Origin of the sequence: Aeromonas sp. 82P, from assembly GCF_051919365.1 — a bacterium.
GTDB lineage: Bacteria > Pseudomonadota > Gammaproteobacteria > Enterobacterales > Aeromonadaceae > Aeromonas > Aeromonas veronii.
This window is the reverse complement of sequence record NZ_JBQBEV010000001.1, coordinates 1050203-1074271: the sequence shown is the minus strand read 5'-3', so window position 1 is coordinate 1074271 and position 24069 is coordinate 1050203. Positions and strand designations below refer to the sequence as shown.

At 60.2% G+C, this 24069-nt stretch carries 24 protein-coding genes and 1 pseudogene; 11 read left to right on the top strand and 14 right to left on the bottom strand.

Annotation, left to right across the window (positions count from 1 at the left end; translation table 11 throughout):
* Positions 1-15: 15 nt before the first annotated feature.
* From ACTG2S_RS05020 to ACTG2S_RS05010, 3 genes are all read right to left on the bottom strand, one after another.
* The gene (locus ACTG2S_RS05020; RefSeq protein ID WP_439982084.1) at positions 16-1863 is read right to left on the bottom strand and encodes a diguanylate cyclase; all 1848 of its coding nucleotides are present in this window, start codon (positions 1861-1863) and stop codon (positions 16-18) included.
* 226 nt (positions 1864-2089) lie between these two features.
* Entirely contained in the window at positions 2090-3544 is a 1455-nt protein-coding gene (gene viaA, locus ACTG2S_RS05015; RefSeq protein WP_439982083.1) for an ATPase RavA stimulator ViaA, read from the bottom strand.
* Positions 3545-3553: 9 nt separating this feature from the next.
* Positions 3554-5167 carry an ATPase RavA domain-containing protein gene (locus ACTG2S_RS05010; protein ID WP_274160578.1) on the bottom strand — a complete coding sequence of 538 codons (1614 nt, stop codon included), beginning with the start codon at positions 5165-5167 and terminating at the stop codon, positions 3554-3556.
* Positions 5168-5480: 313 nt separating this feature from the next.
* On the opposite strand from ACTG2S_RS05010, the gene ACTG2S_RS05005 reads away from it, so the two are divergent.
* Both ACTG2S_RS05005 and rimI read left to right on the top strand, forming a co-directional pair.
* Complete coding sequence (locus ACTG2S_RS05005) at positions 5481-5915, top strand: DNA polymerase III subunit psi (RefSeq protein WP_439982081.1); 435 nt, start codon at positions 5481-5483, stop codon at positions 5913-5915.
* A 109-nt stretch (positions 5916-6024) separates the two neighbouring features.
* A complete protein-coding gene (rimI, locus tag ACTG2S_RS05000; protein WP_139494903.1) occupies positions 6025-6474 on the top strand; it encodes a ribosomal protein S18-alanine N-acetyltransferase in 450 nt (149 codons plus the stop codon).
* A 38-nt stretch (positions 6475-6512) separates the two neighbouring features.
* On the opposite strand, the gene ACTG2S_RS04995 is transcribed toward rimI, so the two are convergent.
* Positions 6513-7016, bottom strand: coding sequence for a hypothetical protein (locus ACTG2S_RS04995; RefSeq protein ID WP_371155262.1), 504 nt, complete (start codon positions 7014-7016; stop codon positions 6513-6515).
* 227 nt (positions 7017-7243) lie between these two features.
* On the opposite strand from ACTG2S_RS04995, the gene ACTG2S_RS04990 reads away from it, so the two are divergent.
* Positions 7244-9034, top strand: coding sequence for an AMP-dependent synthetase/ligase (locus tag ACTG2S_RS04990; RefSeq protein ID WP_069528041.1), 1791 nt, complete (start codon positions 7244-7246; stop codon positions 9032-9034).
* 81 nt (positions 9035-9115) lie between these two features.
* Here the strand turns inward: ACTG2S_RS04990 and gshA are convergent, their stop codons facing one another.
* The 4 genes and pseudogenes from gshA to ACTG2S_RS04970 form a co-directional block, all read right to left on the bottom strand.
* Complete coding sequence (gshA, locus tag ACTG2S_RS04985; RefSeq protein ID WP_274160575.1) at positions 9116-10714, bottom strand: glutamate--cysteine ligase; 1599 nt, start codon at positions 10712-10714, stop codon at positions 9116-9118.
* A 61-nt stretch (positions 10715-10775) separates the two neighbouring features.
* Positions 10776-13588: pseudogene (locus tag ACTG2S_RS04980) on the bottom strand (M16 family metallopeptidase).
* Between the two features lie 27 nt (positions 13589-13615).
* Entirely contained in the window at positions 13616-14053 is a 438-nt protein-coding gene (locus tag ACTG2S_RS04975; RefSeq protein WP_005348990.1) for a YqaA family protein, read from the bottom strand.
* Complete coding sequence (locus tag ACTG2S_RS04970) at positions 14050-15027, bottom strand: NADP-dependent oxidoreductase (protein ID WP_274160573.1); 978 nt, start codon at positions 15025-15027, stop codon at positions 14050-14052. The genes ACTG2S_RS04975 and ACTG2S_RS04970 overlap by 4 nt, the downstream gene beginning before the upstream one ends.
* 56 nt (positions 15028-15083) lie before the next feature.
* Between ACTG2S_RS04970 and ACTG2S_RS04965 the strand changes: the two genes are divergently transcribed.
* Entirely contained in the window at positions 15084-15251 is a 168-nt protein-coding gene (locus ACTG2S_RS04965; RefSeq protein WP_005308905.1) for a hypothetical protein, read from the top strand.
* A gap of 53 nt (positions 15252-15304) precedes the next feature.
* On the opposite strand, the gene ACTG2S_RS04960 is transcribed toward ACTG2S_RS04965, so the two are convergent.
* The gene (locus tag ACTG2S_RS04960; protein WP_139741594.1) at positions 15305-16315 is read right to left on the bottom strand and encodes a Preprotein translocase subunit SecY; all 1011 of its coding nucleotides are present in this window, start codon (positions 16313-16315) and stop codon (positions 15305-15307) included.
* A gap of 255 nt (positions 16316-16570) precedes the next feature.
* On the opposite strand from ACTG2S_RS04960, the gene ACTG2S_RS04955 reads away from it, so the two are divergent.
* Complete coding sequence (locus tag ACTG2S_RS04955; protein ID WP_021229026.1) at positions 16571-16867, top strand: hypothetical protein; 297 nt, start codon at positions 16571-16573, stop codon at positions 16865-16867.
* Between the two features lie 19 nt (positions 16868-16886).
* Complete coding sequence (locus ACTG2S_RS04950) at positions 16887-17237, top strand: hypothetical protein (protein ID WP_274160572.1); 351 nt, start codon at positions 16887-16889, stop codon at positions 17235-17237.
* A 48-nt stretch (positions 17238-17285) separates the two neighbouring features.
* Here ACTG2S_RS04950 and ACTG2S_RS04945 read toward each other — a convergent pair whose 3' ends face one another.
* The 4 genes from ACTG2S_RS04945 to rpsF form a co-directional block, all read right to left on the bottom strand.
* On the bottom strand, positions 17286-18026 hold the full coding sequence (locus ACTG2S_RS04945) for a ferredoxin--NADP reductase (protein WP_439982078.1): 741 nt from the start codon (positions 18024-18026) through the stop codon (positions 17286-17288).
* A 101-nt stretch (positions 18027-18127) separates the two neighbouring features.
* Positions 18128-18574 carry a 50S ribosomal protein L9 gene (gene rplI, locus ACTG2S_RS04940; protein ID WP_005340490.1) on the bottom strand — a complete coding sequence of 149 codons (447 nt, stop codon included), beginning with the start codon at positions 18572-18574 and terminating at the stop codon, positions 18128-18130.
* A gap of 52 nt (positions 18575-18626) precedes the next feature.
* The gene (gene rpsR / locus ACTG2S_RS04935; RefSeq protein WP_005308890.1) at positions 18627-18857 is read right to left on the bottom strand and encodes a 30S ribosomal protein S18; all 231 of its coding nucleotides are present in this window, start codon (positions 18855-18857) and stop codon (positions 18627-18629) included.
* 30 nt (positions 18858-18887) lie between these two features.
* Entirely contained in the window at positions 18888-19274 is a 387-nt protein-coding gene (rpsF, locus tag ACTG2S_RS04930) for a 30S ribosomal protein S6 (protein WP_005308887.1), read from the bottom strand.
* Between the two features lie 237 nt (positions 19275-19511).
* Between rpsF and ACTG2S_RS04925 the strand changes: the two genes are divergently transcribed.
* The 3 genes from ACTG2S_RS04925 to ACTG2S_RS04915 all read left to right on the top strand — a co-directional run bounded on the left by ACTG2S_RS04925 (position 19512) and on the right by ACTG2S_RS04915 (position 22310).
* Positions 19512-20735, top strand: a complete 1224-nt coding sequence (locus ACTG2S_RS04925; RefSeq protein ID WP_042084394.1) for an Nramp family divalent metal transporter — start codon at positions 19512-19514, stop codon at positions 20733-20735.
* A gap of 111 nt (positions 20736-20846) precedes the next feature.
* Entirely contained in the window at positions 20847-21704 is an 858-nt protein-coding gene (locus ACTG2S_RS04920) for a hypothetical protein (RefSeq protein WP_216947958.1), read from the top strand.
* A 162-nt stretch (positions 21705-21866) separates the two neighbouring features.
* On the top strand, positions 21867-22310 hold the full coding sequence (locus ACTG2S_RS04915) for a PACE efflux transporter (protein WP_274160570.1): 444 nt from the start codon (positions 21867-21869) through the stop codon (positions 22308-22310).
* A gap of 127 nt (positions 22311-22437) precedes the next feature.
* Here ACTG2S_RS04915 and hupA read toward each other — a convergent pair whose 3' ends face one another.
* Positions 22438-22710 carry a nucleoid-associated protein HU-alpha gene (gene hupA, locus ACTG2S_RS04910; protein ID WP_005340484.1) on the bottom strand — a complete coding sequence of 91 codons (273 nt, stop codon included), beginning with the start codon at positions 22708-22710 and terminating at the stop codon, positions 22438-22440.
* A 337-nt stretch (positions 22711-23047) separates the two neighbouring features.
* On the opposite strand from hupA, the gene ACTG2S_RS04905 reads away from it, so the two are divergent.
* Positions 23048-23530, top strand: coding sequence for an Rsd/AlgQ family anti-sigma factor (locus ACTG2S_RS04905; RefSeq protein ID WP_005348975.1), 483 nt, complete (start codon positions 23048-23050; stop codon positions 23528-23530).
* 100 nt (positions 23531-23630) lie between these two features.
* On the top strand, positions 23631-24011 hold the full coding sequence (locus ACTG2S_RS04900) for a PilZ domain-containing protein (protein ID WP_005340482.1): 381 nt from the start codon (positions 23631-23633) through the stop codon (positions 24009-24011).
* The last annotated feature ends 58 nt before the right edge of the window (positions 24012-24069 follow it).

Genomic DNA, 24069 nt, shown 5'->3' with positions numbered 1-24069 from the left:
ACAATACCCAGCCCGTCACTCGTCTGTTTCCAGCCGGTTGCGCCCCGCCTCTTTCGCACGATACAGCGCATTGTCGGCACGCTGGATCAAGGCCGCCAGATCCTGATCATCGTCTCGCAGAGAGGCACATCCGATACTGATGGTTACCGGGTACGACATGCCGGGCAGCGCCCGGTTGGCGACCGAGTGACGGATCCGCTCAGCCACCCGGCACGCCTCTTCAAGGCTGGTATCCGGCAGCAGGATCAAGAACTCCTCTCCGCCGGTACGCCCCAACTGATCCTGGTGTCGCAGCTGTCGATCTGCCGCCCGAGAGACCCATTGCAGCACCCTGTCTCCTTGATGATGGCCCAGGGTATCGTTGATCCGCTTGAAGTGATCGATATCGAACACCAGCAGACAAAATGGCGTGCCCTGCCTGCGAGCCAGCGCCAACATATCGCTGCCCTGCCGTAGCACGCGACGGCGGTTGTTGATGCCGGTCAGCTCATCGGTAAAGGCCAGACGACGCATCCGACGGTTGCGATCAAGCAGCCACCCCATCGTCAGCAGCGCCAGTCCCCCGCAGAGCACCATCACCACCAGCAGCCAGAAACGACGCTCCTTGACCTGCTCCAGCTCCTGCTGCTGCAACTGCTGCTCGACTCGCAGTCGCTCGTTCTCCCCCTCCTGACGGGCCAGTTCGAACTCGCCGCGAACCCAGGCCGTGCTCTGTTCCCGTAACAGCTGATCGAGCCGCTGTTCCTGCACCAGATGCTCCCGCAATGCGGCCAGTGCCGCCGGATAGTCGCCTTGCAACTCGAGCGCCCGGCTGCGCACCCAGTAGAGCTCGAGCAAAAAGCGTACGTGCCCTTCCACCTTCAAAATCGGCTCAATCTTCTCAAGCGCACGCAAGGCTGGCGCCGGTTCCTGCTGTTCGACTCTCAACCTCGCCCGCACCAGCTCGAGATGCGCATGGAGGATGGGGTCAACGTCGGGAGAGAGCACCTTCGCCGCTTGTGCCAGCAAGCGTCCGGCATCAGCGGGACGATCCAGCCCGAGCAGAGCCTCGGCCTGCATCACCATGCGTTCGGCATGCTCGATCAGATATTGAGGCTGATTATAAAAGGCCGCACTGCGTTCAAGCTCGCCCAGCGCATCCTGATAACGCCCGGTCTGCAGATAGACCATCGCCAGTTGATCACTTAGCCTTGCCGAGCCAAACCCGTCGTGACTTCTGGCAAAGTGTTCGCTCAACCGGTTGAGGGTGGCGAGCGCTTCGGCATAGAGGCCCATACGACGAAATGTGGCTGCAATCTCGAGCTGCGCCTGGTGATACCAGGTGGGCAACCCCAGCTGCTCATAGATATTGTGCGCCTTGGTGAGATCCATCAGCCCCTGGCCTGAGACCCCCTGAAAAGACAGCATGGCCCCCCGGCGGGCCAGCGCCAGCGCCTCCAGCTTTGGCAAGGCGGCCTCTCTTGCCAGCCGCAGCCCCTCATCGTAATCATGACGAGCCTTCGCTACCTCGCCGAGCAGCTGATTGAACCAGCCGCGGCAAATCGTCAGCTCCGCCACGGCGGCGTCATCACCCTGCTCGCGCGCAATGGCCAGCATCCGCTCCGCATTGGCGATGGCGGTACGGGACTCCTGCATGTCATCGGCCGATTGGGCCCAGCAAGCCAGACGACTGATCCGCATCTGCTGCGACGGCGGATAGGCGTTGCCGTCCCGCTGCAAACGGGCAAGGCGCTCCCGCAACAACTCGATCGGCTGGTAGACCCGCTCCATCCCTCCCAGTTCATTTTCCAACTGCTCGGGGGACAAGGGTTTGGCTGCCAGCCCGAACGCCGCCAGCAAAAACAGCAAGGCAAGTCGGCTCATACACACTCCGGATCAATGGGAAAGATCATCGGGCAAGCCGATGCCGGAAAATCATCATCTTTTCCCCTGTAACAATGGTTGTAAAGGCTATCACCCGGACAGAGAGCCCGAATGGCAGGCTAGTCACATTTTACTGCGATATCATCGAGTTGGAATGAAAGCGGGTACGCACAGCGAAAAATTGGGGCGGGATAACAACTCAAGAGGGGTTGCCCCCTCCCGGTCACTAGTGATGCTGCCAGCGCCGCAGCAGCCGGCCGCGCAGGCCGCAATCGAGCAGCCAGCTGTTGTCAAAAATCCGCAACAGCGCCTGCTTGGCGTGGCGGGACATGGCGACGGCGTGAAAACGGGTCTGACGCTGGCGATAGCGGTTCATCTGATCGAGCAGGGGATGGGGCAAGCTTTGGGCGATAAAGTCGGAGATGACCAGCACATCCGCCTTGGCAAAGGCGGGATCATCGAGCTTGGCCAGCGCTTTTTCCAGGCAGGGCACCAGGTCGGTACCGCCGTGAAAACTCATGGAGAGGAAGCGCTCCGCCTTGTCCAGACCGGTATCCGCGGTGATCTCGAGGGTCGCCACCTCGGTGGAGAAGAGCATCAGGTAGCAGCCGCGCTTCTCATCCATCGCCACCTTGAGCAGCGCCAGAAACAGCGCCTTGGCACACTCCTCGGGATAACCACCCATGGATCCGGAGGTATCGACGCAGACGATAAAGGGGCCTCGCTGCTGCAACTGCTGCCCCCCCTGCTCCGGAGTGCGCAGCATGATGCGTTGACGCGGCAAGGTGCCACGTGACTGGTAGCTGAGCAGACGCCGCTCCAGATAGCGGCGGTAGAACTCCAGCTCCAGCTCCGGTAGCCCCAGCATCACCGCCTCGCTTGGCAGCAGCCGCATCAGATCGTTCGCCTGATGGATCCCCACCAGATCGTCCGGCACATCGTCGCTGGGGGCGGGTTCCAACTCCAGCACCTGAACCGGCGGCACAGGTTGCTCCTGCGCCCGCCGATCCCGCTCGCTGCGCCCGAGCAGACCGGCAATCTCCGCCAGCAAAGGCTCGCGCTGCAACATGCGGGCGTATTGCTTGACCAGCACCAGACTGCGCTTGTGCCAGTGCCCCTGAGCCAGATCCCACAGGCCACCAGCCGAGATTTTGTTGGGATCGAGGGCATCAGCCAGGGTGCGGCTCGCCAGCAGCTGATCTTCAATCTCCTGACGCTGCTTCTCCCGCTCCGCCTCGGCGATCTGCTGCTGCAACTGCAACAGGCTCCCCACCAGACTGGCGCGCCACTTGTCGATAAAGAGCTGGCGCAGCCCCTCGGTGGGGTGGGCCGTCAGCTGACGCACCAAGGATCTGGCCTCACCGGCGAAGGGGCTGTACTGCTCCAGCGACTCCAGTAGGCCGGGCAGGCGACCAATCAGCTCGGTCATCGGCAGTTGCCGGTGTGCCTGATAGAGCAGGTACTCCTGCTCCAGCGCCACCGGCACCGGCTTGTGGCGGATCTCCTCACCAAGCTGCTCGCCCCAGCTCTGCAGGCGCTTTTTCAATAACTTGCCCTGTAGCGGGGAGCGTTTGATAAATTCGGAAATCTTGGGCGAGGCCGCCAGCAGGAGCGCCACCTCACCCGCAAGCTCCCCTTCGCCAATCAGGAGCCCCAGATCCAGCATGCCGATCTCAAGCATGAGCGCTCCTTACTCGTCCAGCCTTGGCAACCGCTCGCGCCACTGGGTCAGCTCGCTGCGCAACAGTTCGAGATCCCTGTTCAGCACGAAGAAGCTGTCCTCCACCTGCTGCAACCAGCGTGAGTCGATAAAGAGGTGTTGTTGATGACGCTCGAACAGGCTGCGCTGCTGCTTGAGCATCTGCATCACCTTGCCGACCTGAACCAGCTGCTCGTCGAGCGACTGTAACCAGGGCGCCAGCACCACCTCGGGGATGGCGTTGCGCTCCATCAAAACCAGCGGGATCTGCTGGCGCTGGATATCGAGCACCTGCAGCCGCAGCTCATCGTCCAGCACCAGCTCGTAATGGCCCTCTTTCGGGTTGCCGAACTCATAACCCACCAGCGCCTCACCGGTGGGGCGCCAGTGGGAGAGCAGGGTGCGATCGAACACCAGGGTGCGGGTGAGACGCTCGGGATCGCTGCCATCCAGCGGTGCCGGGGTGAGCAGATGGAAGTGCACCTGCTTGCCGAAGGGTCTGGCATTGGCAAGCGGGATCTCGATACCCCGGGCCCGCCGGCCAAACCACTGCTTACGTTGGCGGGCCTTTGTGCAAAGGCGCTGGGCCACGCTCTGTTTGAGCTGTTTGAACTGATCCCGCAACGCCAGCAGCTGACGGGTCATCGCCAGTTGCTGATAGCCGTAGAGACGGGAGAATTCGGTCATCATCTCCAGCAAGGCGGTGCGGGACTCCTCGTCATGCCAGAGACAATCCTTGAACAGCAGCAGATCTACCGGTGCGACCTCGTCACGGCCATTGAAGAAGGCGCTCGCCTTGATAAGCCGTACCGCCTTCTTCCAGCGGCGATCCGACACATAGCAGCGATGGGCCAGCTGACTGTCGAGCTGCTGGCGCAGCTGATAGATGAGCTCGAAACAGGCATCCGGCAGGCGCACCTGTTCAATCTGGCCCTGCCACTGCTCGTACTCATCCCCCCGGATCTGCAGGGATTCCGGCAAGTTCTGGTGGGCGTGGCCATCGCTGGCCAGCATGGATTGAAAGTTGGCTTTCTCCTGCACCCGATCCATCCAGATCCGCACCAGCATCCGGTCGTAGAGCGCTTCCAGCCCGCTGTCCTGCGCCGGCAGCTCGTTGGAGGCAGTCACCAGCAAGCGCATCGGGATGGAGTGCTGGCTGTCTCCGTTGCGAAACTGCCGCTCGTTGATGGCGGTGAGCAGGGTGTTGAGGATGGCGGGACCTGCCTTCCAGATCTCGTCGAGGAACACCACCTCAGCCTCTGGCAGATAACCTGTGGTGAGGCGCAGATATTTGCCATCCTCTTTCAGTGCCTGAATGGAGAGGGGGCCGAACACCTCCTCCGGCGTACTGAAACGGGTCATCAGGTATTCAAAGTGGCGGGCGTCGTGAAAGGCCAGCTTGAGGCGGCGGGCAATCAGGCTCTTGGCAATACCGGGTGGCCCCAGCAAGAAGACACTCTCACCGCTGAGGGCCGCCAGCAGACCGAGGCGCAAAGCATCCTGCCGTTCGTAGAGTCCCTCACCGAGGGCGGCCAGCAGCCGGGGCAAGCGCTCCTGGATGGGAATAAGACGCGCAGGGTTCTGGGCTTGAGCTAAAGACGACATAGAGAGTGTTCCGAAGCTGGGATGATGTTAGCCCCAAGGCGCGATATCCATTTGCTCGACCTTGGGTTTTGTCTTGTTATGATGTTTATTCTGGTATCTCTTGCCGCACAATACCCGCCTCTGGCAGGAAAAAACGCAAGGGCAGTGCGATACCGTATCGGCAGCGTGCTGCGCTCATGCATAGCCAGTGTCGTGATGGCACCATGCCCGCATGCGCCAGATGATGCGTTGCAAAGGGTGCAGCAAAAGCGGTTCGAGTGTACCCTGCGCAACACAATTTTCCCCAATGCAGATCAAGAGTGAGTCGCCTCAAATGCAAGATCCCGTTCGTCAGAGCATGTTGGCCCGCATGGGCATTCAAAGCTGGCAACTGCGTCGTCCGGCATTGCTGGGTGCAGCTCTCGCACCCGAGCTTGCGCAAAACGCCACACAGCCGGGCCAGACGGCACCGGCCACCCGCGCTCCGCTGCCCAGCGGCAAACTCTGGTTGCTGGCGCCTCAGCTGCCTGCCACCACGCTGCTGGCGGATATCTGCCAGTTGCTCGGCATGACCCCCGACGAGGTCTCACTGCTCAGCGAGCTGCCGCCTGCCGATCTGCAAACGGCGGGCGCCTCTCCTCTGCTCTGGCTGACGGAGGCCAACCCCGCGCGGCCTGATGCGCTGATCTGCCCGCTCGCTCCCAGCGCCGCGCAAAAGCGCGCCCTGTGGCAACAACTGCGCCAGCACCTTGCGGCCAACGCGGCGTGATCCTGCATCATGCCGCCAAGACCCACTGTGATGCCGCTCTTTTTACCTGATTTTACAAATGCCGCCTCTGCCAACCCCAGTGCCCAACATCTTGCCATCCGGAGCCCCCATGCCTGAGTTTCGTCCCCTGCTCGAGAGCGATTTCGACCTTGTCTACCCCATCGAGCAAGCCGCTCACAAGGAGCCGTGGAGTGAGGCCAACCTGCTCTCCTGCTTCGGCCCTCGCTATCTCAACGGCTTGATGCTGGTCGATGGTTCCCCGGCGGGCTTCTATATCTCGGATCTGGTGGCCGGTGACAGCTCGCTAATGAATATCTGTGTGCATCCGGCGTTTCAGGGCAAGGGGTTGGGACGGACACTGCTGCAGGCCTATCTGGCGCGCAGCAAGCAAGCCGGGGCAGAGGCCTGGTTTCTCGAGGTACGGGCCGGTAACCAGACCGCCATCAACCTCTACGAGAGCGCCGGTTTTGCCGAGTATTGCCGCCGCGCCGACTACTACGGCACCGGTAACGACAGGGAAGATGCGGTGCTGATGTCGCGACTGTTCGATTTCGGCTGATCCAGCCTGTTCGTCGCGCCCAAGCCTTTTGTCCCCCCTCAATCGAGGGGGGCGTTGTCCAGCGCGGGATCCTGCAAGGCCAGGGTGGTATGCACCACCGCCTCGAATCCGGCCCCGGAGAGCGGCATATAGAAGCCACGCTGCCAGGTTTTCCCCGGCATCCAGATCTGGTCGATATCCACCACTATCTTGATGGGTCTGAGGGGCTGGCCCGGCTGCTGGATATAGATGCCGGGCGGCGTGGCGACTTTGGGAAAGCGGCGCAGGATCTGCTCGCTGCCATCCCCCTTGCCCGGGTTGAGCCGCACCTTCACCAACCGGGCAAGCGGACCAGCCATCTCCTTGCTCTGCCAGAATTTCTTCTCCAGATCGCCGCAGCGGCGGCACTTGGGGGTCTCCAGCACATAGAGCAGCGGATAGCCCAACGCCAGCGCCTGTTGCTGCGCCTGCTGATACCCCTCGGCCCCCTGATACCAGGGATTGGCGGGCCCCTGTGATGACGTTCCGGCAAAGAACCAAAACGCAGCGCCCCCCACCACCATCAGCCCGACCGCGGCCAACGCCCCTTTCACCCACAGATTCATATCGTTAACCCTCTCTCTGCCTCCTAGCAGTATCGGCCAGTCTGCGCAAAGGGAGAGCTATTTGCGCTCTTTGTGATCCAAGACAAATGGCGAACACTTGTAAGCTGTAATGTTGGAGTTTAAACTCTAGCCCGATTTTTAGTGCCCTCGCGGGCGTACAACTGTAATTAAAGGATGTTTAACTGATGCCGAAGCTTCATCTGGTTCGACTGATGCGTGAACGTATTGCCCAGCTTGGCAACAAGGCTGCCCTGCGGGTTCAGCAAGATGGCCAGTGGCGCGCCATCGGCTGGCGTACTCTGGGTCAGGCCATGGACTACTGCGCACAGGCGCTGATCCGTGCCGGCCACCAGCCAACCGAAATGGTCGGTATCTATGCCCGCAACATGCCGGAGTGGACCCAGGCCGATCTCGGCATCTTGGCCGCCCGCGGTGTCAGCGTCCCTATCTACCCCACCAGCACGCTCGATCAGCTGCGCTACATCGTCAAAGATGCCGGCATCAAGGTGCTGTTCGTTGGCGAACAACCCCAGTTCGATCAGGCGCTGCAACTGATTGAAAGCGGCGAGATCCGCCAGCTCATCGCCCTCGATGGCAACGTCAATCTGCGCGGCTGCGAGCAGGCGAGCCACTTCCAGACATTTCTGGTCTCCGGCAACCATCAGCCCAGTGAACAGGAACTGCGCGAGCGGGAAACCCAGTACCGGATGGATGATCTGCTGACCCTGATCTACACCTCCGGCACCACAGGCGAGCCCAAGGGAGTGATGCTCGACTTCAGCAACATCGCCGCCTGTTTCGAGATGCACAACAGCCGCCTCGACCTCAATCAGCAGGATGTGTCGCTCTGCATGCTGCCACTCAGCCACGTGTTCGAGCGGGCATGGAGCTACTACGTGCTCTACTGCGGTGCCGAGAACGTCTATATCCGCGATCCGCAGAAGGTGATGGATGTGATTGGCGAGGTGCAGCCGACCGTAATGTGCGCCGTGCCGCGCCTCTACGAGAAGGCCTACGCCATGATCCAGGCCAAGGTGGCTCAGGCTCCGGCTCTGCGCCGCGCCCTGTTTGGCTGGGCGACCAAGGTCGGCAAGCAGATGGTTGCCACCCGTCAGGCGGGCAAGTCCGCCTCCCCGCTGCTCTACGGCCAGCTCTGGCTCGCCGAGCGGCTGGTGTTTCGCAAGCTGCGCGCCCGTTTTGGCGGCCGCACCCGCTTCCTGCCGGTGGCGGGCGCCCGTCTGGCCGACGATGTGAACCTCTTCTTTCAGGCGATGGGGCTCAACCTCAAGTACGGCTACGGCATGACCGAAACCACCGCCACCGTCTGCTGCTACGAAGACAGCCAGTTCAAGCTGGGCTCCATCGGCACGGCACTGAACGGCATCGAGGTGAAGCTGGGTGAGAACAACGAGCTGCTGGTGCGCTCCCCCACCGTGATGCGCGGCTACTACAACAAGCCGGACGCCACCGCAGAAGTGATGACCGAGGATGGCTTCCTGCGTACCGGCGATGCCGGTGAGCTCGACAGCCAAGGCAATATCTACTTCACCGAGCGCCTCAAGGAGCTGATGAAGACCTCCAACGGCAAGTACGTGGCTCCGCAACTGGTGGAAGGGACCATCGGCAAGGATCGCTTTATCGAGCAGATCGCCATCGTCGCCGATGCCCGCCACTTCGTCTCTGCGCTGATCGTCCCCTGCTTCGAGTCGCTTGAGGAGTACGCCCGCTCCATCAACCTGCAGTACCAGTGCAAGACCGAGCTGTTGCGCCACTCCCGGGTGATGGAGTTCTTCGAAGCCCGCATCGCCGACTTGCAAAAGGAGCTGGCCAAGTTCGAGCAGGTGAAGAAGTTCACCCTGCTGCCGAGCGCCTTCTCCATGGAGCTGGGTGAGCTGACCCCCACTATGAAGCTGCGCCGCAAGATCATCGAGGCCAAGTACCAGAGCGAAATCGAGGCGATGTATAACCACGTCTGATATCGCTCTGGTTCAGAGAAATCAAAAAGCCGCTCACTCGAGCGGCTTTTTGTTGGCACTTTGGTTGGTACGAACCCGCCTTCAGGCCGTAGTGGTAGTGGTACCGAAGTAGTCGGCCAGGAAGTCATCGAACGACAGGCTGTCGCTGCGCTCGCGTTCGCGCTGCTTGGCCAGCGAATCCTTCGCCTCACCGGCAAAGTAGGCCTCATCCCAGTACTGCAGCTCCCCTGCCAGCAGCTCCTCGCGATAGCGGGTCGCCAGCTTGTCGCCGTAGCAGCCGTTATCCTTGCCACTCTCCAGCAGCTCCTTGAGCATGCGGGCGGAATAGGTGAGCTCGGGGTTGAGCAGCTTCTCGCGATGCATCGCCAGCGTCTCGCGATAGCGGTTGCGGCCGCAGCAGCGATCCAGCAGATCGGCCACCTGAGCCAGCTCGTCGAACAGCTTGAGGCCGTACTCTTTGAGGCCAATGGCATTGCCCTGCTCATCTTCCAGCATCAGGCCGGGACGACGCCCTTCCAGCACCACCTTGTTCTGGTTGCGGCGGTTGCGGGCAATCTCCTCGTCACTCAGCACCGGAGAGGGGCGCAGCAGGCACCAGACCAGGAACAGGTCGAAGAAGCGAATCTGATCCGCATCGATGCCGAGCGGGGTGAAGGGGTTGACGTCCACGGTACGCAGCTCGATGTATTCGATGCCGCGCTGATCCAGCGCATCCGAGGGCTTCTCGCCGCTGCGCGGGGTACGCTTGGGGCGGATCGGGGCGTATAGCTCGTTCTCCAGCTGCAACACGTTGTCATTGAGCTGACGATACTCCCCATCCACCTTGACCCCGATCTTGGCAAAGTCGGGATTGTGGGTGTTGATGGCGCGGCGCAGGCTGCTGACATAGGCCGGCAGATTGTCGTGACTGATCTTGAGCCCAGCCTGGGCGCTGTTGGTATAGCCCAGATCGGAGAGACGCAGCGCGGTGGCGTAAGGCAGATAGAGGGTGCCCTTGCCGGTCTTCTCGAACGGCAGGTTGCTCTTGCGCCCTTTGAGGAAGGATTCGCAGATGGCCGGGGAGGCGCCGAACAGATAGGGCACCAGCCAGCCGAAGCGGTAGACGTTGCGAATAAGCCCCATGTACTTGTCGGAGATAAAGCGCTGGCTGCAGCACCCTTCGCACACCAGATCCTGCCACTCGCTCCAGAAGCTGTCTGGCATGGAGAAGTTGAAGTGCACCCCGGCGATCACCTGCATCAGGCTGCCGTAGCGGTTCTTCAAACCCTGACGGTAGAGGGTCTTCATCTTGCCGATATTGGAGCTGCCGTACTGGGCCAGCCGGATGCTCTCTTCCCCGCCGACGAAGCAGGGCATGGAGAGCGGCCAAATCCGCTCGTCACCCAGATGTTGAATCACATGGTGATGGATGTCGCCGAGCTGCTCCATCAGGCTGTCGATGGAGTCGGTGGCCGGGGTGATGAACTCCAGCAGACTCTCCGAGTAGTCGGTGGTGATATTGGGATGGGTCAGGGCCGAGCCCAGCACCCGGGGATGGTCACTCTGGGCGAGTCGGCCATCCGGCGTGATGCGCAGGCATTCACGCTCGATCCCGCGCCGGATCCCCTTGAGCGCGGTGAGGCGCTCCGGTGATCCCAACGCATTCAGCAACTCGGTGAGCGACAAGCTTGTTGTAGTCATATTCACGGCTCATGTGAGGCCGCCCCATCCGGGGCGGCTCTTGATTTTTATAAAGCGTCAGTTACGGCAACTGCAGCGGATAGATGGGAAGATGAAGCTCCTTCAGGGGTTTTTCAAGCTTTTGCTTGTCTCCCACCACCACGATCACCATGTCGGCCGGATTGAGCCAACGGGCCGCACTGGCCTTCAGCGCCTCGGGCGACACCGTCTTGATCAGGTTGTTCTGGGCCTGCACATAGTCCGGCTTCAGGTCATACATCACCATCTGCAGCAGGAAGCCCGCCTTCTGGCCCAAGGTCTCGTAAGAGAGGGCATCCTGCTGGGAGACCGCGCTGCGCATATAGGCCAGCTCGACCGGGGTCGGGCCGCTCTTGCGGTAGTTGTCCATCTCCTTGAGGAACTGGCGGATGGCATCGACGGTTGCATCGGCCCGCACATTGGCGCCGGTGGCGAAGGTGCCCACCTCGCGGTTGGCGGAGAAGCCCGAGCTGGCGCCGTAGGTGTAACCCTTGTCTTCCCGCAGGTTGAGATTGATGCGGCTGTTGAAGTTGCCACCCAGGTTGAAGTTCATCAGCCCGGCGGTGAAGTAATCCCCCGTGGTATCGAATGGCATGGCGCGACGACCGATACGGATCACCGACTGGGGCGCCCCCGGCTTGTCGACCAGATAGATGCCCGGCTTGGCCTGCTCACCCTTGAGCTTGAGATCCCCAGAGTCGGCGTGGCCCCCTTCCACTCGGTCAGGAAGCCAAGTTGCTCCTCGATCTGCTTCTGGCCCACATCACCGACCACCACCACTTTGGCGTTAGTGGGGCTGTAGTAGGCCTGATAGAAGTGCTTCACGTCGGCCAGGGTCAGCTTGGCCACATCGGCCGCCACCCCGTCGGTAGGTTGACCGAGGCGGTTCTGCTTGCCGTAGACCAGCTCGCGGAACGCCTGCCCGGCCAGCCACTCGGGCTGCTGCTGGGCCTGTTGCATCCCTTGCAGCAGCTGCGCCTTGACCCGCTCGAAGTCCGCCTCCCGCATGCCCGGGCGCTCCAGCACCTCGCGCACCAGCGCCAGCGTCTGGGGCAACTTGTCCGCCAGCGAGCTGACGGTGATGAGGTTGTTGTACTGGGCGCTGGAGACATCGATGCTTGAGCCCAGCTTTTGCAGCTCATCGCTCAGCTGAGCCTCGGTCAGGCGCACCGTGCCCTGCCCCATCATGGCGGCGGTCAGATTGGCCAGCCCCAGTTGCCCCTTATCTTCGGCACGAATACCGCCCGGCAGGGCGATCATGATGGAGACCGCGGGGATCTCGTCACTCTTGGTGCCAATGATCTCGATGTTCTTGTCGAGCTTGCCGTGCCAGATGGCGGGCACCTTGACGCTCACCGCCTCGCTCGCCTTGGGCTGCACGCTGCGATCGAAATTGTCTTTTACCGGTCGTTCGGCCAGCGCCTCGTCATGCTTGCTGTAATCCGGCAGCTCGCGCTTGGCGGGGGTAAAGTTCGGGGTGGCAACCTGCCACTCTGTCTTGCCCTTGGGCACCACGCTCAGCACCACCGCCGGCTTGTCGGCGATGAACTTGTCGTAGGCGGCCTTCACCTGCTCCGGTGTCACCTTGCCGATGGCATCCAGCGTCTTGAACACATAGTTGGGATCCTGGGCAAACACCTGACCCATTGCGAGCTGGCTCACCTTGCCGGAGACGCTGTCCAGACCCCAGATGGCGGAGGCACGGTACTTGGCTATCGCCTTCTCCAGATCTTCCGGCTTGAGGCCGCGCTGGGCAAACTCGCCGATCACCTTGTCCACCTCCCCCTTGAGGGTCTTGAGGCTGCCATCCTGCGACGGATTGGGATAGGCGTAGACGGTCAGAGTACAGGCCAGCTCTTCGCAGTAGTGGGACGCCCCCACATCGATCGCCTTGCCGGTTTTCACCAGCGACTGGTAGAGCATGGAGCTGGCGGAACCACCGAGTACGTCGGCAAACATGTCGAGCGCAGGCTCCTGCGGGTCACCAAGGGATACGGTGGGGTAGCTGATATAGAGCAGCGGCAGGTGTACCTTGTCCTGCAGCGTCACGTAGCGGGTCTCGGGCAGGGTCACCGGCTTTGGCGTCGGCTCGGCCACGTCCGGGCCGCGCGGGATAGAGCCGAAGTACTTCTCGATCCATTCGAGGGCCTGCTTGCTGTCAAAGTCGCCGCCCAGAGTCAGGGTGGCGTTGTTGGGGCCATACCAGCGCAGGAAGAACTGCTTGAGGTCGTTCACATCGACCCGGTCGAGATCTTCCACGTAACCGATAGGCTGCCAGGAGTAGGGGTGAGTACGCGGATAGAGCGCCTCCCCCACCTTTTCGCTCACCAGCCCGTACGGCTGGTTGTCGACCCGCTGGGCCCGCTCGTTCTTGACGGTGGCGCGCTGGATCTCGAACTTCTTCTGGCTCACCGCATCGAGCAGGAAGCCCATCCGATCCGCCTCCAGCCAGAGCACTTTTTCCAGCTGGTTGGCAGGCACTGTCTCGTAGTAGTTGGTGCGGTCCTTGTTGGTGGTGCCGTTCATGTCGCCACCGGCCTCGTTGATGATCCGCATATGCTCCTGATCACCGACGTGTTTCGAGCCCTGGAACATCATGTGCTCGAAGAAGTGGGCGAAGCCGGACTTACCGACCGTCTCGCGGGATGAGCCGACGTGATAGGTCACATCTAGATGCACCAGCGGATCGGAGCGGTCGGGAGCCAGGATCACGGTCAGGCCGTTGTCCAGCTTGTACATCTGGTAGGGGATGGCGAGCTTGCCCTCCTCCTTGCCCTGTTCGGCGATCAGGGTCGGAGCCGCCAGCACCGGCAGGGTGAAGCCCAGCAGAATCGTTAAAGGTATGACTTTGTTCACGGTAACCTCGTGAGTGACAAAAACAGGCTAGAAAATGTGACTGGCCAGCAGAAAAACCAGGGCATAACGGAACAATTTGCCGAGCCCGATCAGAATGAGAGAGCGCCAGAAGGAGAGGCGCAGCCAACCGGCCAACAGACAGAGACCATCACCGACCACCGGCGTCCAGGCAAGCAGCAGACACCAGTGACCATGTTGTTTGAGCCAACCTAAGGCTTTTTGTTCCCCACGGCCTTGAAAATCTTCCGGTTTTTTCTTGAAGGTGGCGAGCCAGCCGAGCCACCAGGTAGTCATGGAACCGAGGGTATTGCCCAGCGTCGCCCACAGCAGCAGGCTCGCCATGCTCCACTCCCCCTTGGCCGCCATGGCCCCCAGCAGCACTTCGGAGCTACCGGGCAGAAGGGTGGCGGAGGTGAATGCGCTTAAAAAGAGCCACCCCAGCCCCATCTCCATCATCTCGCTCATCCGGGCAGGCCATCGGCCGCAGGCATGCGCAGCAGCAGCTTGCCGCGCACATGGCCCCCTTCGATGGCCTGATGGGCCAGCGCCCCCTCGGCCAGGGGGAATTCACCGGCGAGGGTGACCTTCACCTCCCCCTGACGCAGCAGCATCAACATCTGACCCAGCTGCTTCTGGTCAGGGTGCACCAGCATGCCGACCACCTCGATACCCGCCGCAGCCCCTGCATCCTTGATCTGCTGGGCGGTAATAGTGGGCACAGTCACCAAGCGGCCACCCGGTTTGACACAGGCCAGCGCCGCCTTGCCACTCTCGCCACCCACCAGATCCAGCACCAGATCGACCTGACCGGCCTCTGCCACCACCCGTGCGGGCCAGTTCGCATCGTGGTAATCCACCATCCAGCGCGCCCCCAGTGCGTGCAGGAAGCCATGGTTGTCCGGGCTGGCGGTAGCCACCACCTCGGCACCATAGGCGCTGGCAAACTGCACCGCAAGATGGCCGACCCCACCGGCACCGGCGAGGATCAAGACCCGCTGACCGCTCTTGAGGCCACCGTGTTCAAGCAGCCCCTGCCAGGCGGTGAGACCGGCCAGCGGAAGCGCCGCCCCCTGCTGAAGGCTCACCCCGTCGAGCTTGACCAGCTCACTCTCGCTTGCCACCACCGACTCCCCGTAGCCACCGGCGGTAAGGGGAAAACCGACCATGCCGCACACCCGATCCCCCTCGACCAGCGAGGTCACGCCGGGGCCCACCTTCTCTACCACGCCGGAGATGTCATAACCCGGTGTCCAGGGCAGCTTGTCCTTGTTCTGGGCCGCCGCCCAGCCAAGACCGGCGCGAGTTTTGGCATCGATGGGGTTCACCCCCGCAAAGCAGATGCGTACCCGCACTTCGCCATCGGCTGGCACCTTATCGAGGGAAGGGTTGAGCTTGAGTACCGAGGGGTCACCGAATGCGGTAATCTGTAGTTGCGTCATTGCACAATCCATCCTGTTGATTGATCAAGGGTCAACAGAATAACAGCGAGGACACCATGGCTCGAATGTTTCTTATTCCTCTGTTGCTGGCACTGGGGTGGTGGGCATTTCTGCTCTACTTCCGCATCCCGCTCAAACAGGGGGCCAAGGGGTTTTACTGGATCATCGGCATCGGTGGCGGACTGGCCGCCTTCCTCAGCCTGATGATGGTGCTGACTCACTGAGTGCCAAGCCACTCGATAACGAAAAAGGCCACCGAGTTTCGGTGGCCTTCTCACTATCCGGGTTGCTGCTCCAGCGCCGGATTGAGGTAGTAGTGTCGATTGCTCCCCTGCCCCAGCACCCCTTGCGACAGCAGATGGTGGAACACTCGGTCCACCTCCTCCAGCGAGAGTGACAGCGCCTGTGCCACCGAGCGCTTGCTGCACTTGAGCTCACCGCTCACCAGCGCACCGCGCACCTGCGCCAGCACTTCGGGGGCGGGCTCGGGGGGCATGATGGGCTCGGGCTGGGCAACCATCGCCAACGCTGCCTGCGCCTCTCTGCGAGCTTGCTCCTGCTGCCAGCGCCACATCCGGCGAAAGCGGTTCTCCTCGCCGATCAGACTGACGAAAAAGGCACCGAACACGTCGAGCAACACCGAGAGGAAGCAGACCAGCAGGAACTGCACCTGACTGATGCTCATCCCCACCCCGTCCGCCAGACTGCTCATCAGCCCCAACATGGAGGATTGTTCGTTGACCGGCTTGGCATCGCGCTGCTGACGCAGCTCATCCTGCTGCAAGCGCAGCTTGGTATTGGCGTGCTGCAACGAGGAGACGCCACTGGAGATGCGCTCCAGCTCGATATATTTGCGGGCCGCCTCCTCGTTGAGCTGGATCTGCCGCTCGATGCTGGCGATCTGCTCGTCGAAACGGGCCAGTTCCCGTTCGTGGCGCGCCTGCTGGCTCAGCACCGTGTTGGTGGCACTGTTGATGCCACCGATACTACCGCCGATGGAGATGGCCGCCAGCACGCTGTAGAACAGCAGCGACCAGAAGGCACCACTCAGATCCCGCCGCGCCTTGCGCTCGCCGTACTCGTACCAGACGTAAAACTTGCCCAGCTCGAAGATGATGGCCAAGCCGCCGAACAGCCACTTCATCAGCGGGTTGTCATCGATGGAGAGGAACAGCAGCAGGGAGAAGATAATGGAAGCCAGAATGGCCAACCCGGTGAAACTGTATACCGTCGTCAGAGCAAACCACCCCTTGGGGTAGCGCAATGTGGAGGAGTCCTGTGTGGTCATGATGAAGGGGTGTGCTGTGCAGGAAAAGTTGGCTGCCGATTATAGTCGCCAGACTCGCCCAGAGAAGGGCAAATGACTGAATTCCTTCAGATTGGCAACCAGCTGCCCAGAGTGCGACCAAAACGGACAAATCGGCAGCAGAAAAGCGATACAATCCCTCCCTGACTTGATCATGTGGTGAGATGGGGAACAGTTCCGCCCGGGTTCAGCTCCGGTCTGTACACTCATCCACCGTTGCAATTATCCGAGGCCATCATGAACAGTAAGACCACTTTGCTACTCTCCCTTCTTCTGGTTACCGGCAGCGCCGCAGCGACACAGCAATATCAAGAGAGCAGTGGCTCCGAATTCTCCGTCGATGAGCTTAAATTCAACCTGGACTGGGATGACAAGCAGTTCGGCTGGACCCAGAACGACTGTCTCGACTTGGGGGTCGGCGAAACCGCACCGGCCGACTGCAGGGCGGTCAAATTCAATCTGGAAGATGAAGAGAACCGCAACCAGCCGCCGCAAACCAACCAGATCCCTGCCAACTCGCAGAGTGGCCAATAACGACAGGAGTCCCCTTGCGATGACCCAAACCAAACACAACCCCGTTATCCGGCGCGGTGCCCTGCTGCTCTCCCTGCTGATGGTGCATGGCATCGCGGTTGCGGCGCCGCCAAGCAAAAATAGCGATGGCATCAAGATCTCCGGTGATGACATCAAGATCAATCTCGACTGGGATGACAAAGAGTACGACTGGTGGCAGGACAACTGTCTGGATCTTGGCATTGGCGACAGCCGGATCAAACTCAACTGCGACAAGATGGATGGCAAGTACCGGGATCACTACAACCGCAGCATACACAGCGGCAATAACCCCGGGCAAGGTCACGACAAACAGAAAGATAAAAACAAGGGCAATGGCAAGAAGAACTGAACGCCCTCTCCTGATGCAACAGGGGCTTGGCGCCCCTGTGCTGATTGTTTACCAATAATTCTCCGCACTGATATTGCCCGGCGCCCGCCGCAGATTCTTGGCCAACCCCAGCTCCAGCAAGGTCTGCTGGGTCTCTTTCACCATCTCCGGATTGCCGCAGACCAGCACCTGACTCAGCTCGGGTGAGAACTCCAACCCCACCCGCGCGTGTAGCTGACCATTGGCAATCGCCGCCGGGATCCGCCCTGCCATTGCATCGGGCCAGGGCTCGCGGCTGACAAAGGGGACATAGCGAAAGCGCGCGCCATATTGCTCGGCAAAGCTGGCGATCAAATCCTGATAGCTCAGCTCTTCGCCTTTACGTACCCCATGCACCAGCACCAAATTCTCGAAACGGTTGAACGCCTCACCATCGGCCAGCATGGAGAGGAAGGGGCCGATGGCAGTGCCAGTCGAGAGCAGCCAGAGATCGCGCCCGGCGGGCACCTCATCCAGCGTCAGAAAGCCGGTCGCCTGGGATTGCACCAGCAGGGTATCGCCTGCTTGCAGCGAGCCGAGCGAGGGAGTCAGCTCACCGCTCGGGATCTCGACCAGATAGAACTCGTGGTATGGCGCAGAGGGGGGATTGACGAAGGAGTAGGCGCGCTGAATGCGGCGATCATCCTGCTCGAGGGCCAGCTTGGTGAATTGGCCTGCCTTGTAGGGAGCCAGCTCGGCCGCTACCCGCAGGGAGAACAGGGTGGGTGTCCATTCGATGCGTTCGATGACGCGGCCTTCTACCCAAGCCATAGGGATCTCCTCCAGTGGAACAGAGCTTCACTCTACCCCCGGGCCGGAAAATAAAAAACCCGCGCAAGTGCGCGGGTTTTCTCTGCAAAAGCGAATCGCTATTACAGGGCAACAACCTGGATCTGTACGGTTGCTTTAACGTCAGCGTGCAGCTGAACAGCAACTTCGTAGTCACCGGTGTTACGCAGAACGTTGCCCATGCGGACTTCGCTCTTGGCAACGGCTACGCCGGCAGCAGTGATGGCTTCAGCCACGTCACGGGTACCGATGGAACCGAACAGCTTGCCTTCGTCGCCAGACTTGGAAGCGATAACCACGGTAGCCAGTTCGGCCAGCTTGGCAGCACGCTCTTCAGCAGCAGCTTTGTTGGCAGCCAGTTTGGCTTCCAGCTCAGCGCGACGAGCACCGAAAGCTTCGATGTTGGCCTTGGTGGCCATAACAGCTTTGCCTTGCGGGATCAGGTAGTTACGGGCATAACCAGATTTCACGGAAACTTGGTCACCCAGACCGCCCAGTTTGGCGATTTTGTCGAGCAGGATAACTTGCATTACCTTTCCTCTATAAATTTCGTTGAGTTAGGCTTAAGTGCCGGGCCGATTCTTACTTGTTGTGCAGATCGGTGTACGGCAGCAGAGCCAGGTAACGAGCACGCTTGATGGCGCGTGCCAGCTGACGCTGATACTTGGCGCGGGTACCGGTGATACGGCTCGGTACGATCTTGCCAGATTCAGTGATGTAGTTTTTCAGAGTAACGATATCTTTGTAGTCGATCTCGGTAACGTTCTCGGCGGTGAAGCGGCAGAACTTACGACGACGGAAATAACGTGCCATGGCCTTTATCCTCTAGTCAGTGATCCAGAATTACTCTTCGGAAGCAGCTTCAGTAGCTTCTTCGCGGCGCTCGTCGTCACGACGGGTGAAGCGCTCTTCTTTGGCCTTGGCCATCGGAGAAACTTCAGTCACGGCGTGCTTGGTGCGCATGATCATGTTGCGGATAACGGCATCGTTGAAGCGGAAGTTGGTTTCCAGCTCATCGATAACGGCTTGCTCTGCTTCTACGTTCATCAGAACGTAGTGGGCTTTGTGCAGTTTGTCGATCGGGTAAGCCAGCTGACGACGGCCCCAATCTTCCAGGCGATGAATGGTACCACCGGAGGTGGTGATGGCGCCGGTGTAACGCTCGATCATGCCGGGAACTTGCTCGCTCTGGTCCGGATGAACCATGAAGACGATTTCGTAATGACGCATTTTAGCTCCTTACGGATTAATTCAGCCTCCGCCCAGGTGCAGCCAGACCTCGGAGGCAAGGAACATAAAGGTGTTTAGTCGCTGCTTTTCTAGGGCGGCGTATTGTACGAAATCACATCCCTCACTGCAACTGACCGCCTTAAATGTTTTTCCCGATGGAAATCATCAGAAACAACAATTGATAATGATTATCACTTAGATCTATTCTCTCTCCATATCCTTATGGAGGGTGATGCCATGCAACCCGCACTGACGACTACGATTCCAGCCCGCAAATTCAAACTGACCCTGCTCGGGCCTGCCTTTATCGCCGCCATCGGCTATATCGACCCGGGCAACTTCGCCACCAATATTCAGGCGGGCTCTACCTTTGGCTACCAACTGCTCTGGGTAGTGGTATGGGCCAACCTGATGGCCATGGTGGTGCAGACCCTCTCGGCCAAGCTCGGCATCGTCACCGGCAAGAATCTGGCGGAGCACATCCGCGACCGACTGCCAAAACCGGCGGTCTGGGCCTACTGGGTGCAGGCAGAGATCATCGCCATGGCCACCGACCTCGCCGAATTTATCGGCGCTGCAGTCGGCTTCAAGCTGCTGCTTGGCGTGACCTTGCTTGAAGGGGCCTGTATCACCGCCGTGGTGACCTGGGGGATCCTGATGCTGCAATCCCGCGGCCAGAAACCGCTGGAGTTCGTGGTCGGTGGCCTGCTGCTGTTTGTCGCGGCGGCCTACATCGTCGAGCTGATCTTCTCCCGCCCCCATCTGCCCAGCCTGCTGGAGGGCGCCCTCTTCCCCGGTCTGCCCAACAGCGATGCCGTCTATCTGGCCGCCGGTGTGCTCGGTGCCACCGTGATGCCCCACGTTATCTACCTGCACTCGGCACTGACCCAGCACACGCAGGATCAGGGTTCAGTCAGCCAGCGGCTGCACACCACCCGGGTCGATGTGGCGATTGCCATGACCATCGCCGGCTTCGTCAATCTGGCGATGATGGCGATGGCGGCCGCTGCGTTCCACAGCTCGGGCCACCAGCAGGTGGCGGAGCTGGAATCCGCCTATCAGACCCTCACTCCGCTGCTGGGTCAGGCTGCAGCCACCCTGTTTGGCCTCTCGCTGGTCGCCTCCGGTATCAGCTCTACCGTGGTGGGCACCCTGGCCGGGCAAGTGGTGATGCAGGGCTTTGTCCGCTTTACCATCCCGCTCTGGCTGCGTCGCGCCATCACCATGGCTCCCGCCTTCGTGGTAATCGCCATGGGGCTCAACACCACCGAAATTCTGGTGTTGAGTCAGGTGATCCTGAGCTTTGGCATCGCGCTGGCCCTGATCCCGCTGTTGATGCTGACCGGCGATCGGGCACTGATGGGGCAACATCGTAACCACCCCGTCACCCAGGCGGTAGGACGCCTTATCGTTGCGCTGGTGATCGGGCTCAACGCCTATCTGCTGGTTGCCATGATCTAGCGAACCGTAAAACCGAGAAGAGGGGCTCATTAACTCTGGTTAATGAGCCTCTTCGCACTTTGGCGTATGCTGCCGCTTTCTCTTCTCATTTATCGTTGCGGGAGCCTTGCCATGGAACACACCCGAGCCAGCTTCGTACTGGGCCATCATCAGGAGCAGGTCAGCGTGGTCTGCTGCCAGCGCGGTGACACCACACTGCTGGTCACCGACCTCACCCCCTTTCATCCCCAGAGTCACCTCTGGCCCGATCAGCCGGGGGACGTGGGCCATGCTCGCTGGGAAGGGGGCGAAGCCGCCATTGGCCCTTGCCGGATGGGGGCCATCAGCCCGGATGGCGAGCTGTTCGTCGATACAGCTATTCCGGTCAAGCGGGGCGCAGAGGGGTGGAGTTTCGTGGTGGTCCATCCGCTGACCGGAGACCACGCGCTGGCCGTTGGCAGCCAGGTCGAATTGCAAGTGGATAGCGCTGCCCGCCACGCGTTGAGTCTGGGCCATAGTGGCTGCCATCTGGCCGCGCTGGCGCTCAATCGAGTACTAACTCCCTACTGGCGCAAGGAGGTAAGCGAGCGCGATGCACTGGGCCAGCCCGACTTCGACCGCCTGGCTATTCAAAGCTCGCGGGTCGAGCCTTGCGGTTCGCGGGAGCAATACCGCATAGGCAAGAGCTTGCGCAAGAAAGGGGTCAACAGCGAATCGCTGCTGGCAGATCTGGCGCTGATTGAAGAGAAGGTAAACCAGCAGCTGGCCGACTGGATCGCAGCCGGGAGCGAGATCCGCCGCAGCCGCGCTGGCGAGGCGATCATCGATTCCCGTTACTGGCACTGCATGCTGGAAGGCCAGGAGGTGACCATTCCCTGTGGTGGCACTCATGTTGCCTCGCTCGCCGAGTTGGGGGAGGTCAAGGTACAGCTCACACAAGTGGAAGAGGGCTTTGCCATGCTGACACGGGTCACGCCAACCGGCGCCTGAGTCGCAGACTTGACCACTCAGGGCTAACGCCCAAATTGGCAATAGAGACGTATCGCAAAGAGGGGGCATCATCATGCCCCTCAACGCCAGTCATGACGGGCCGATGCTTCTCTTTTAACCACTCCCTGATTAGAATGCGCCTCCCACAGGAGGCATATCCCCATGAGTAGTACCCAACTACGCACCACCCCTGATCGACTTCGTTATCTGGTTCTCTACGAAGGCATCGGGCTGGCACTGGTCGCACCGCTGATCAGCCAGCTGTTCGGTCAGGGCGTCGCCGAGGTCGGTTCGCTGGCCATCTTCTTCTCCATCGTCGCCACCGCCTGGACCTACGGCTGGAACCTGTTGTTCGACAAGGGGTTGCTCAAACTTTGCGGGCGTACCAACAAGCGACCACTGGACCGCTTCCTGCACGCGTTTGGCTATGAGGCGAGCTTTATGATGCTCTCCCTCCCCTGCGTCATGTTCTGGCTCGATTTGGGAGTGTGGGACGCCCTGATGCTGGATCTCGGCTTCGTCGCCTTCTACCTCGTCTACATCATGCTCTTTACCTGGGCCTATGAGCGGATCTGGCCGCGGCCATCCAACCCGCAAACGGCATAAGGCCTCAGCCGCAACGAGGCTGACAGAAGGAAAAGTCAGGAAGGACTAATAGGAAGGATGGGAGAATCCCATAAAAACAATGCCAGTCAGCAAGCTGACTGGCATTGGACAAAACAGACTTTCGGACTTACTTGACGGCGTCTTTCAGAGCCTTGCCAGCCACGAATGAAGGCACGTTGGCAGCAGCAATCTGGATCTCTTTACCAGTTTGCGGGTTACGACCGGTGCGGCCTGCGCGGTGGGTGACCTTGAAGGTGCCAAAACCGACCAGTTGCACAGCATCGCCTTCTTTCAAGCTCTGGGTAATACCATTGATGATCTCTTCCAGAGCCACTTTGGCCTGAGCTTTGCTCAGATCTGCTTTGGCGGCAATCGCATCGACAAGTTGAGCTTTGTTCATAACATTTCCTTTATGATCGGGCATTTAGCGCTGGGTCACTCTATGCAAAAAAAAACGCACAGGCAAAGCCTTTATCGAGCCGAACGCGTCAAACGCTGGGGTTTTCATCAAGATCTGCGGAAATAGTCACATTCCACACGCGAAAAACCGTGAGCAGGCCTGAAACCTGCTAGCACGCAGACACAATCCGCTGACTATTTCTTCGCCACTTAACATTATCCCCCCATGGCTATTGACGCTTGCCCAGATTTTCCCTAGTTATAGGTTGTGTCACTGCTCAAACGGCTCGGAATACCGAACAATCGGCCAGCCTTTGCCCCACGGAGGGATAGGGATTATGTTGACGAAACTGGAACAGACCAAGCAGGCGCTGGCAGGCAAGCATAAGGCTATCGACGACTGGCTGGATGCAAGGCAAGCGCTGCTGGTTGGATACATGCAGCTGGCAGGCCTCACTCCGGCGCGGACCAAGCAACGCAGCCTGCCCAAAACAGAAGAGCTGCATCAGTTTTGCGACCGCTTGGTCGACTATGTCAGCGCGGGCCATTTCGAGATCTACCACCACGTCGTCACCGCCTTCGAGCAAGCCAGCGGCGAAACTCTGGAGCTGGCCAAGCGCATCTATCCCCATATTCGCAACAGCACTGAATTCGCCCTCGAGTTCAACGACAAATACAGTGATGCCGACGAGGCCCAATTACTGCTACTGGATGATGATCTCAATGAGTTGGGTCCGGTTCTGGAAGAGCGGTTCAAACAGGAAGATCGCCTGGTCAAGGCGCTTCATGTGGTGGAATCCTTGAGTACCCAGCAAGCCTGAATGCCATTTTCGGAGCAAGTTCAAGATACTGGCAACCAAGGTGGATTACACTCAGAGCAATGACCCTAGCGTCCACACTTATTGCATACAGGAGATGAGCATGTCTGAGCGCCGCCGTTTTGCACGGATCCTCTACTTGACCATGGCAGAACTCACCCAGGGGGAACAGAAGTGGCAGACCCAGCTTGTCGACGTCTCCTTGCAGGGAGCCCTGCTGATCCGCCCCGACGACTGGGAGAGTCGTGACAACAAGGAGTACCAGCTCAGCTTTATCCTGAGCGGTAGCGATATCGAGATCAAAATGCAGGTCGAGCTGACCCACGAAGCCAGCAAGAAGCTGGGTTTCTACTGCCACCACATCGATATCGACAGCGCCACCCATCTCAAGCGGATGATCGAGCTTAACGTCGGCGACGAAGAGCTGCTCCACCGCGAGCTGGAACAACTGCTGAGCGAGCATCTGGAACACAGCCAGCCCTAATGGCAGGTGCCAGCCCATAAAAAAGAGCGCCGAGGCGCTCTTTTTTCGTTGTGCGGTT

What these genes read in the sequence shown, in the direction of transcription:
- ACTG2S_RS05020 (WP_439982084.1), bottom strand. Translation starts at nt 1,863, where the DNA reads ATGAGCCGACTTGCCTTGCTGTTTTTGCTGGCGGCGTTCGGGCTGGCA.
- viaA (WP_439982083.1), bottom strand. Translation starts at nt 3,544, where the DNA reads ATGCTTGAGATCGGCATGCTGGATCTGGGGCTCCTGATTGGCGAAGGG.
- ACTG2S_RS05010 (WP_274160578.1), bottom strand. Translation starts at nt 5,167, where the DNA reads ATGTCGTCTTTAGCTCAAGCCCAGAACCCTGCGCGTCTTATTCCCATC.
- ACTG2S_RS05005 (WP_439982081.1), top strand. Translation starts at nt 5,481, where the DNA reads ATGCAAGATCCCGTTCGTCAGAGCATGTTGGCCCGCATGGGCATTCAA.
- rimI (WP_139494903.1), top strand. Translation starts at nt 6,025, where the DNA reads ATGCCTGAGTTTCGTCCCCTGCTCGAGAGCGATTTCGACCTTGTCTAC.
- ACTG2S_RS04995 (WP_371155262.1), bottom strand. Translation starts at nt 7,016, where the DNA reads ATGGTGGTGGGGGGCGCTGCGTTTTGGTTCTTTGCCGGAACGTCATCA.
- ACTG2S_RS04990 (WP_069528041.1), top strand. Translation starts at nt 7,244, where the DNA reads ATGCCGAAGCTTCATCTGGTTCGACTGATGCGTGAACGTATTGCCCAG.
- gshA (WP_274160575.1), bottom strand. Translation starts at nt 10,714, where the DNA reads ATGACTACAACAAGCTTGTCGCTCACCGAGTTGCTGAATGCGTTGGGA.
- ACTG2S_RS04975 (WP_005348990.1), bottom strand. Translation starts at nt 14,053, where the DNA reads ATGAGCGAGATGATGGAGATGGGGCTGGGGTGGCTCTTTTTAAGCGCA.
- ACTG2S_RS04970 (WP_274160573.1), bottom strand. Translation starts at nt 15,027, where the DNA reads ATGACGCAACTACAGATTACCGCATTCGGTGACCCCTCGGTACTCAAG.
- ACTG2S_RS04965 (WP_005308905.1), top strand. Translation starts at nt 15,084, where the DNA reads ATGGCTCGAATGTTTCTTATTCCTCTGTTGCTGGCACTGGGGTGGTGG.
- ACTG2S_RS04960 (WP_139741594.1), bottom strand. Translation starts at nt 16,315, where the DNA reads ATGACCACACAGGACTCCTCCACATTGCGCTACCCCAAGGGGTGGTTT.
- ACTG2S_RS04955 (WP_021229026.1), top strand. Translation starts at nt 16,571, where the DNA reads ATGAACAGTAAGACCACTTTGCTACTCTCCCTTCTTCTGGTTACCGGC.
- ACTG2S_RS04950 (WP_274160572.1), top strand. Translation starts at nt 16,887, where the DNA reads ATGACCCAAACCAAACACAACCCCGTTATCCGGCGCGGTGCCCTGCTG.
- ACTG2S_RS04945 (WP_439982078.1), bottom strand. Translation starts at nt 18,026, where the DNA reads ATGGCTTGGGTAGAAGGCCGCGTCATCGAACGCATCGAATGGACACCC.
- rplI (WP_005340490.1), bottom strand. Translation starts at nt 18,574, where the DNA reads ATGCAAGTTATCCTGCTCGACAAAATCGCCAAACTGGGCGGTCTGGGT.
- rpsR (WP_005308890.1), bottom strand. Translation starts at nt 18,857, where the DNA reads ATGGCACGTTATTTCCGTCGTCGTAAGTTCTGCCGCTTCACCGCCGAG.
- rpsF (WP_005308887.1), bottom strand. Translation starts at nt 19,274, where the DNA reads ATGCGTCATTACGAAATCGTCTTCATGGTTCATCCGGACCAGAGCGAG.
- ACTG2S_RS04925 (WP_042084394.1), top strand. Translation starts at nt 19,512, where the DNA reads ATGCAACCCGCACTGACGACTACGATTCCAGCCCGCAAATTCAAACTG.
- ACTG2S_RS04920 (WP_216947958.1), top strand. Translation starts at nt 20,847, where the DNA reads ATGGAACACACCCGAGCCAGCTTCGTACTGGGCCATCATCAGGAGCAG.
- ACTG2S_RS04915 (WP_274160570.1), top strand. Translation starts at nt 21,867, where the DNA reads ATGAGTAGTACCCAACTACGCACCACCCCTGATCGACTTCGTTATCTG.
- hupA (WP_005340484.1), bottom strand. Translation starts at nt 22,710, where the DNA reads ATGAACAAAGCTCAACTTGTCGATGCGATTGCCGCCAAAGCAGATCTG.
- ACTG2S_RS04905 (WP_005348975.1), top strand. Translation starts at nt 23,048, where the DNA reads ATGTTGACGAAACTGGAACAGACCAAGCAGGCGCTGGCAGGCAAGCAT.
- ACTG2S_RS04900 (WP_005340482.1), top strand. Translation starts at nt 23,631, where the DNA reads ATGTCTGAGCGCCGCCGTTTTGCACGGATCCTCTACTTGACCATGGCA.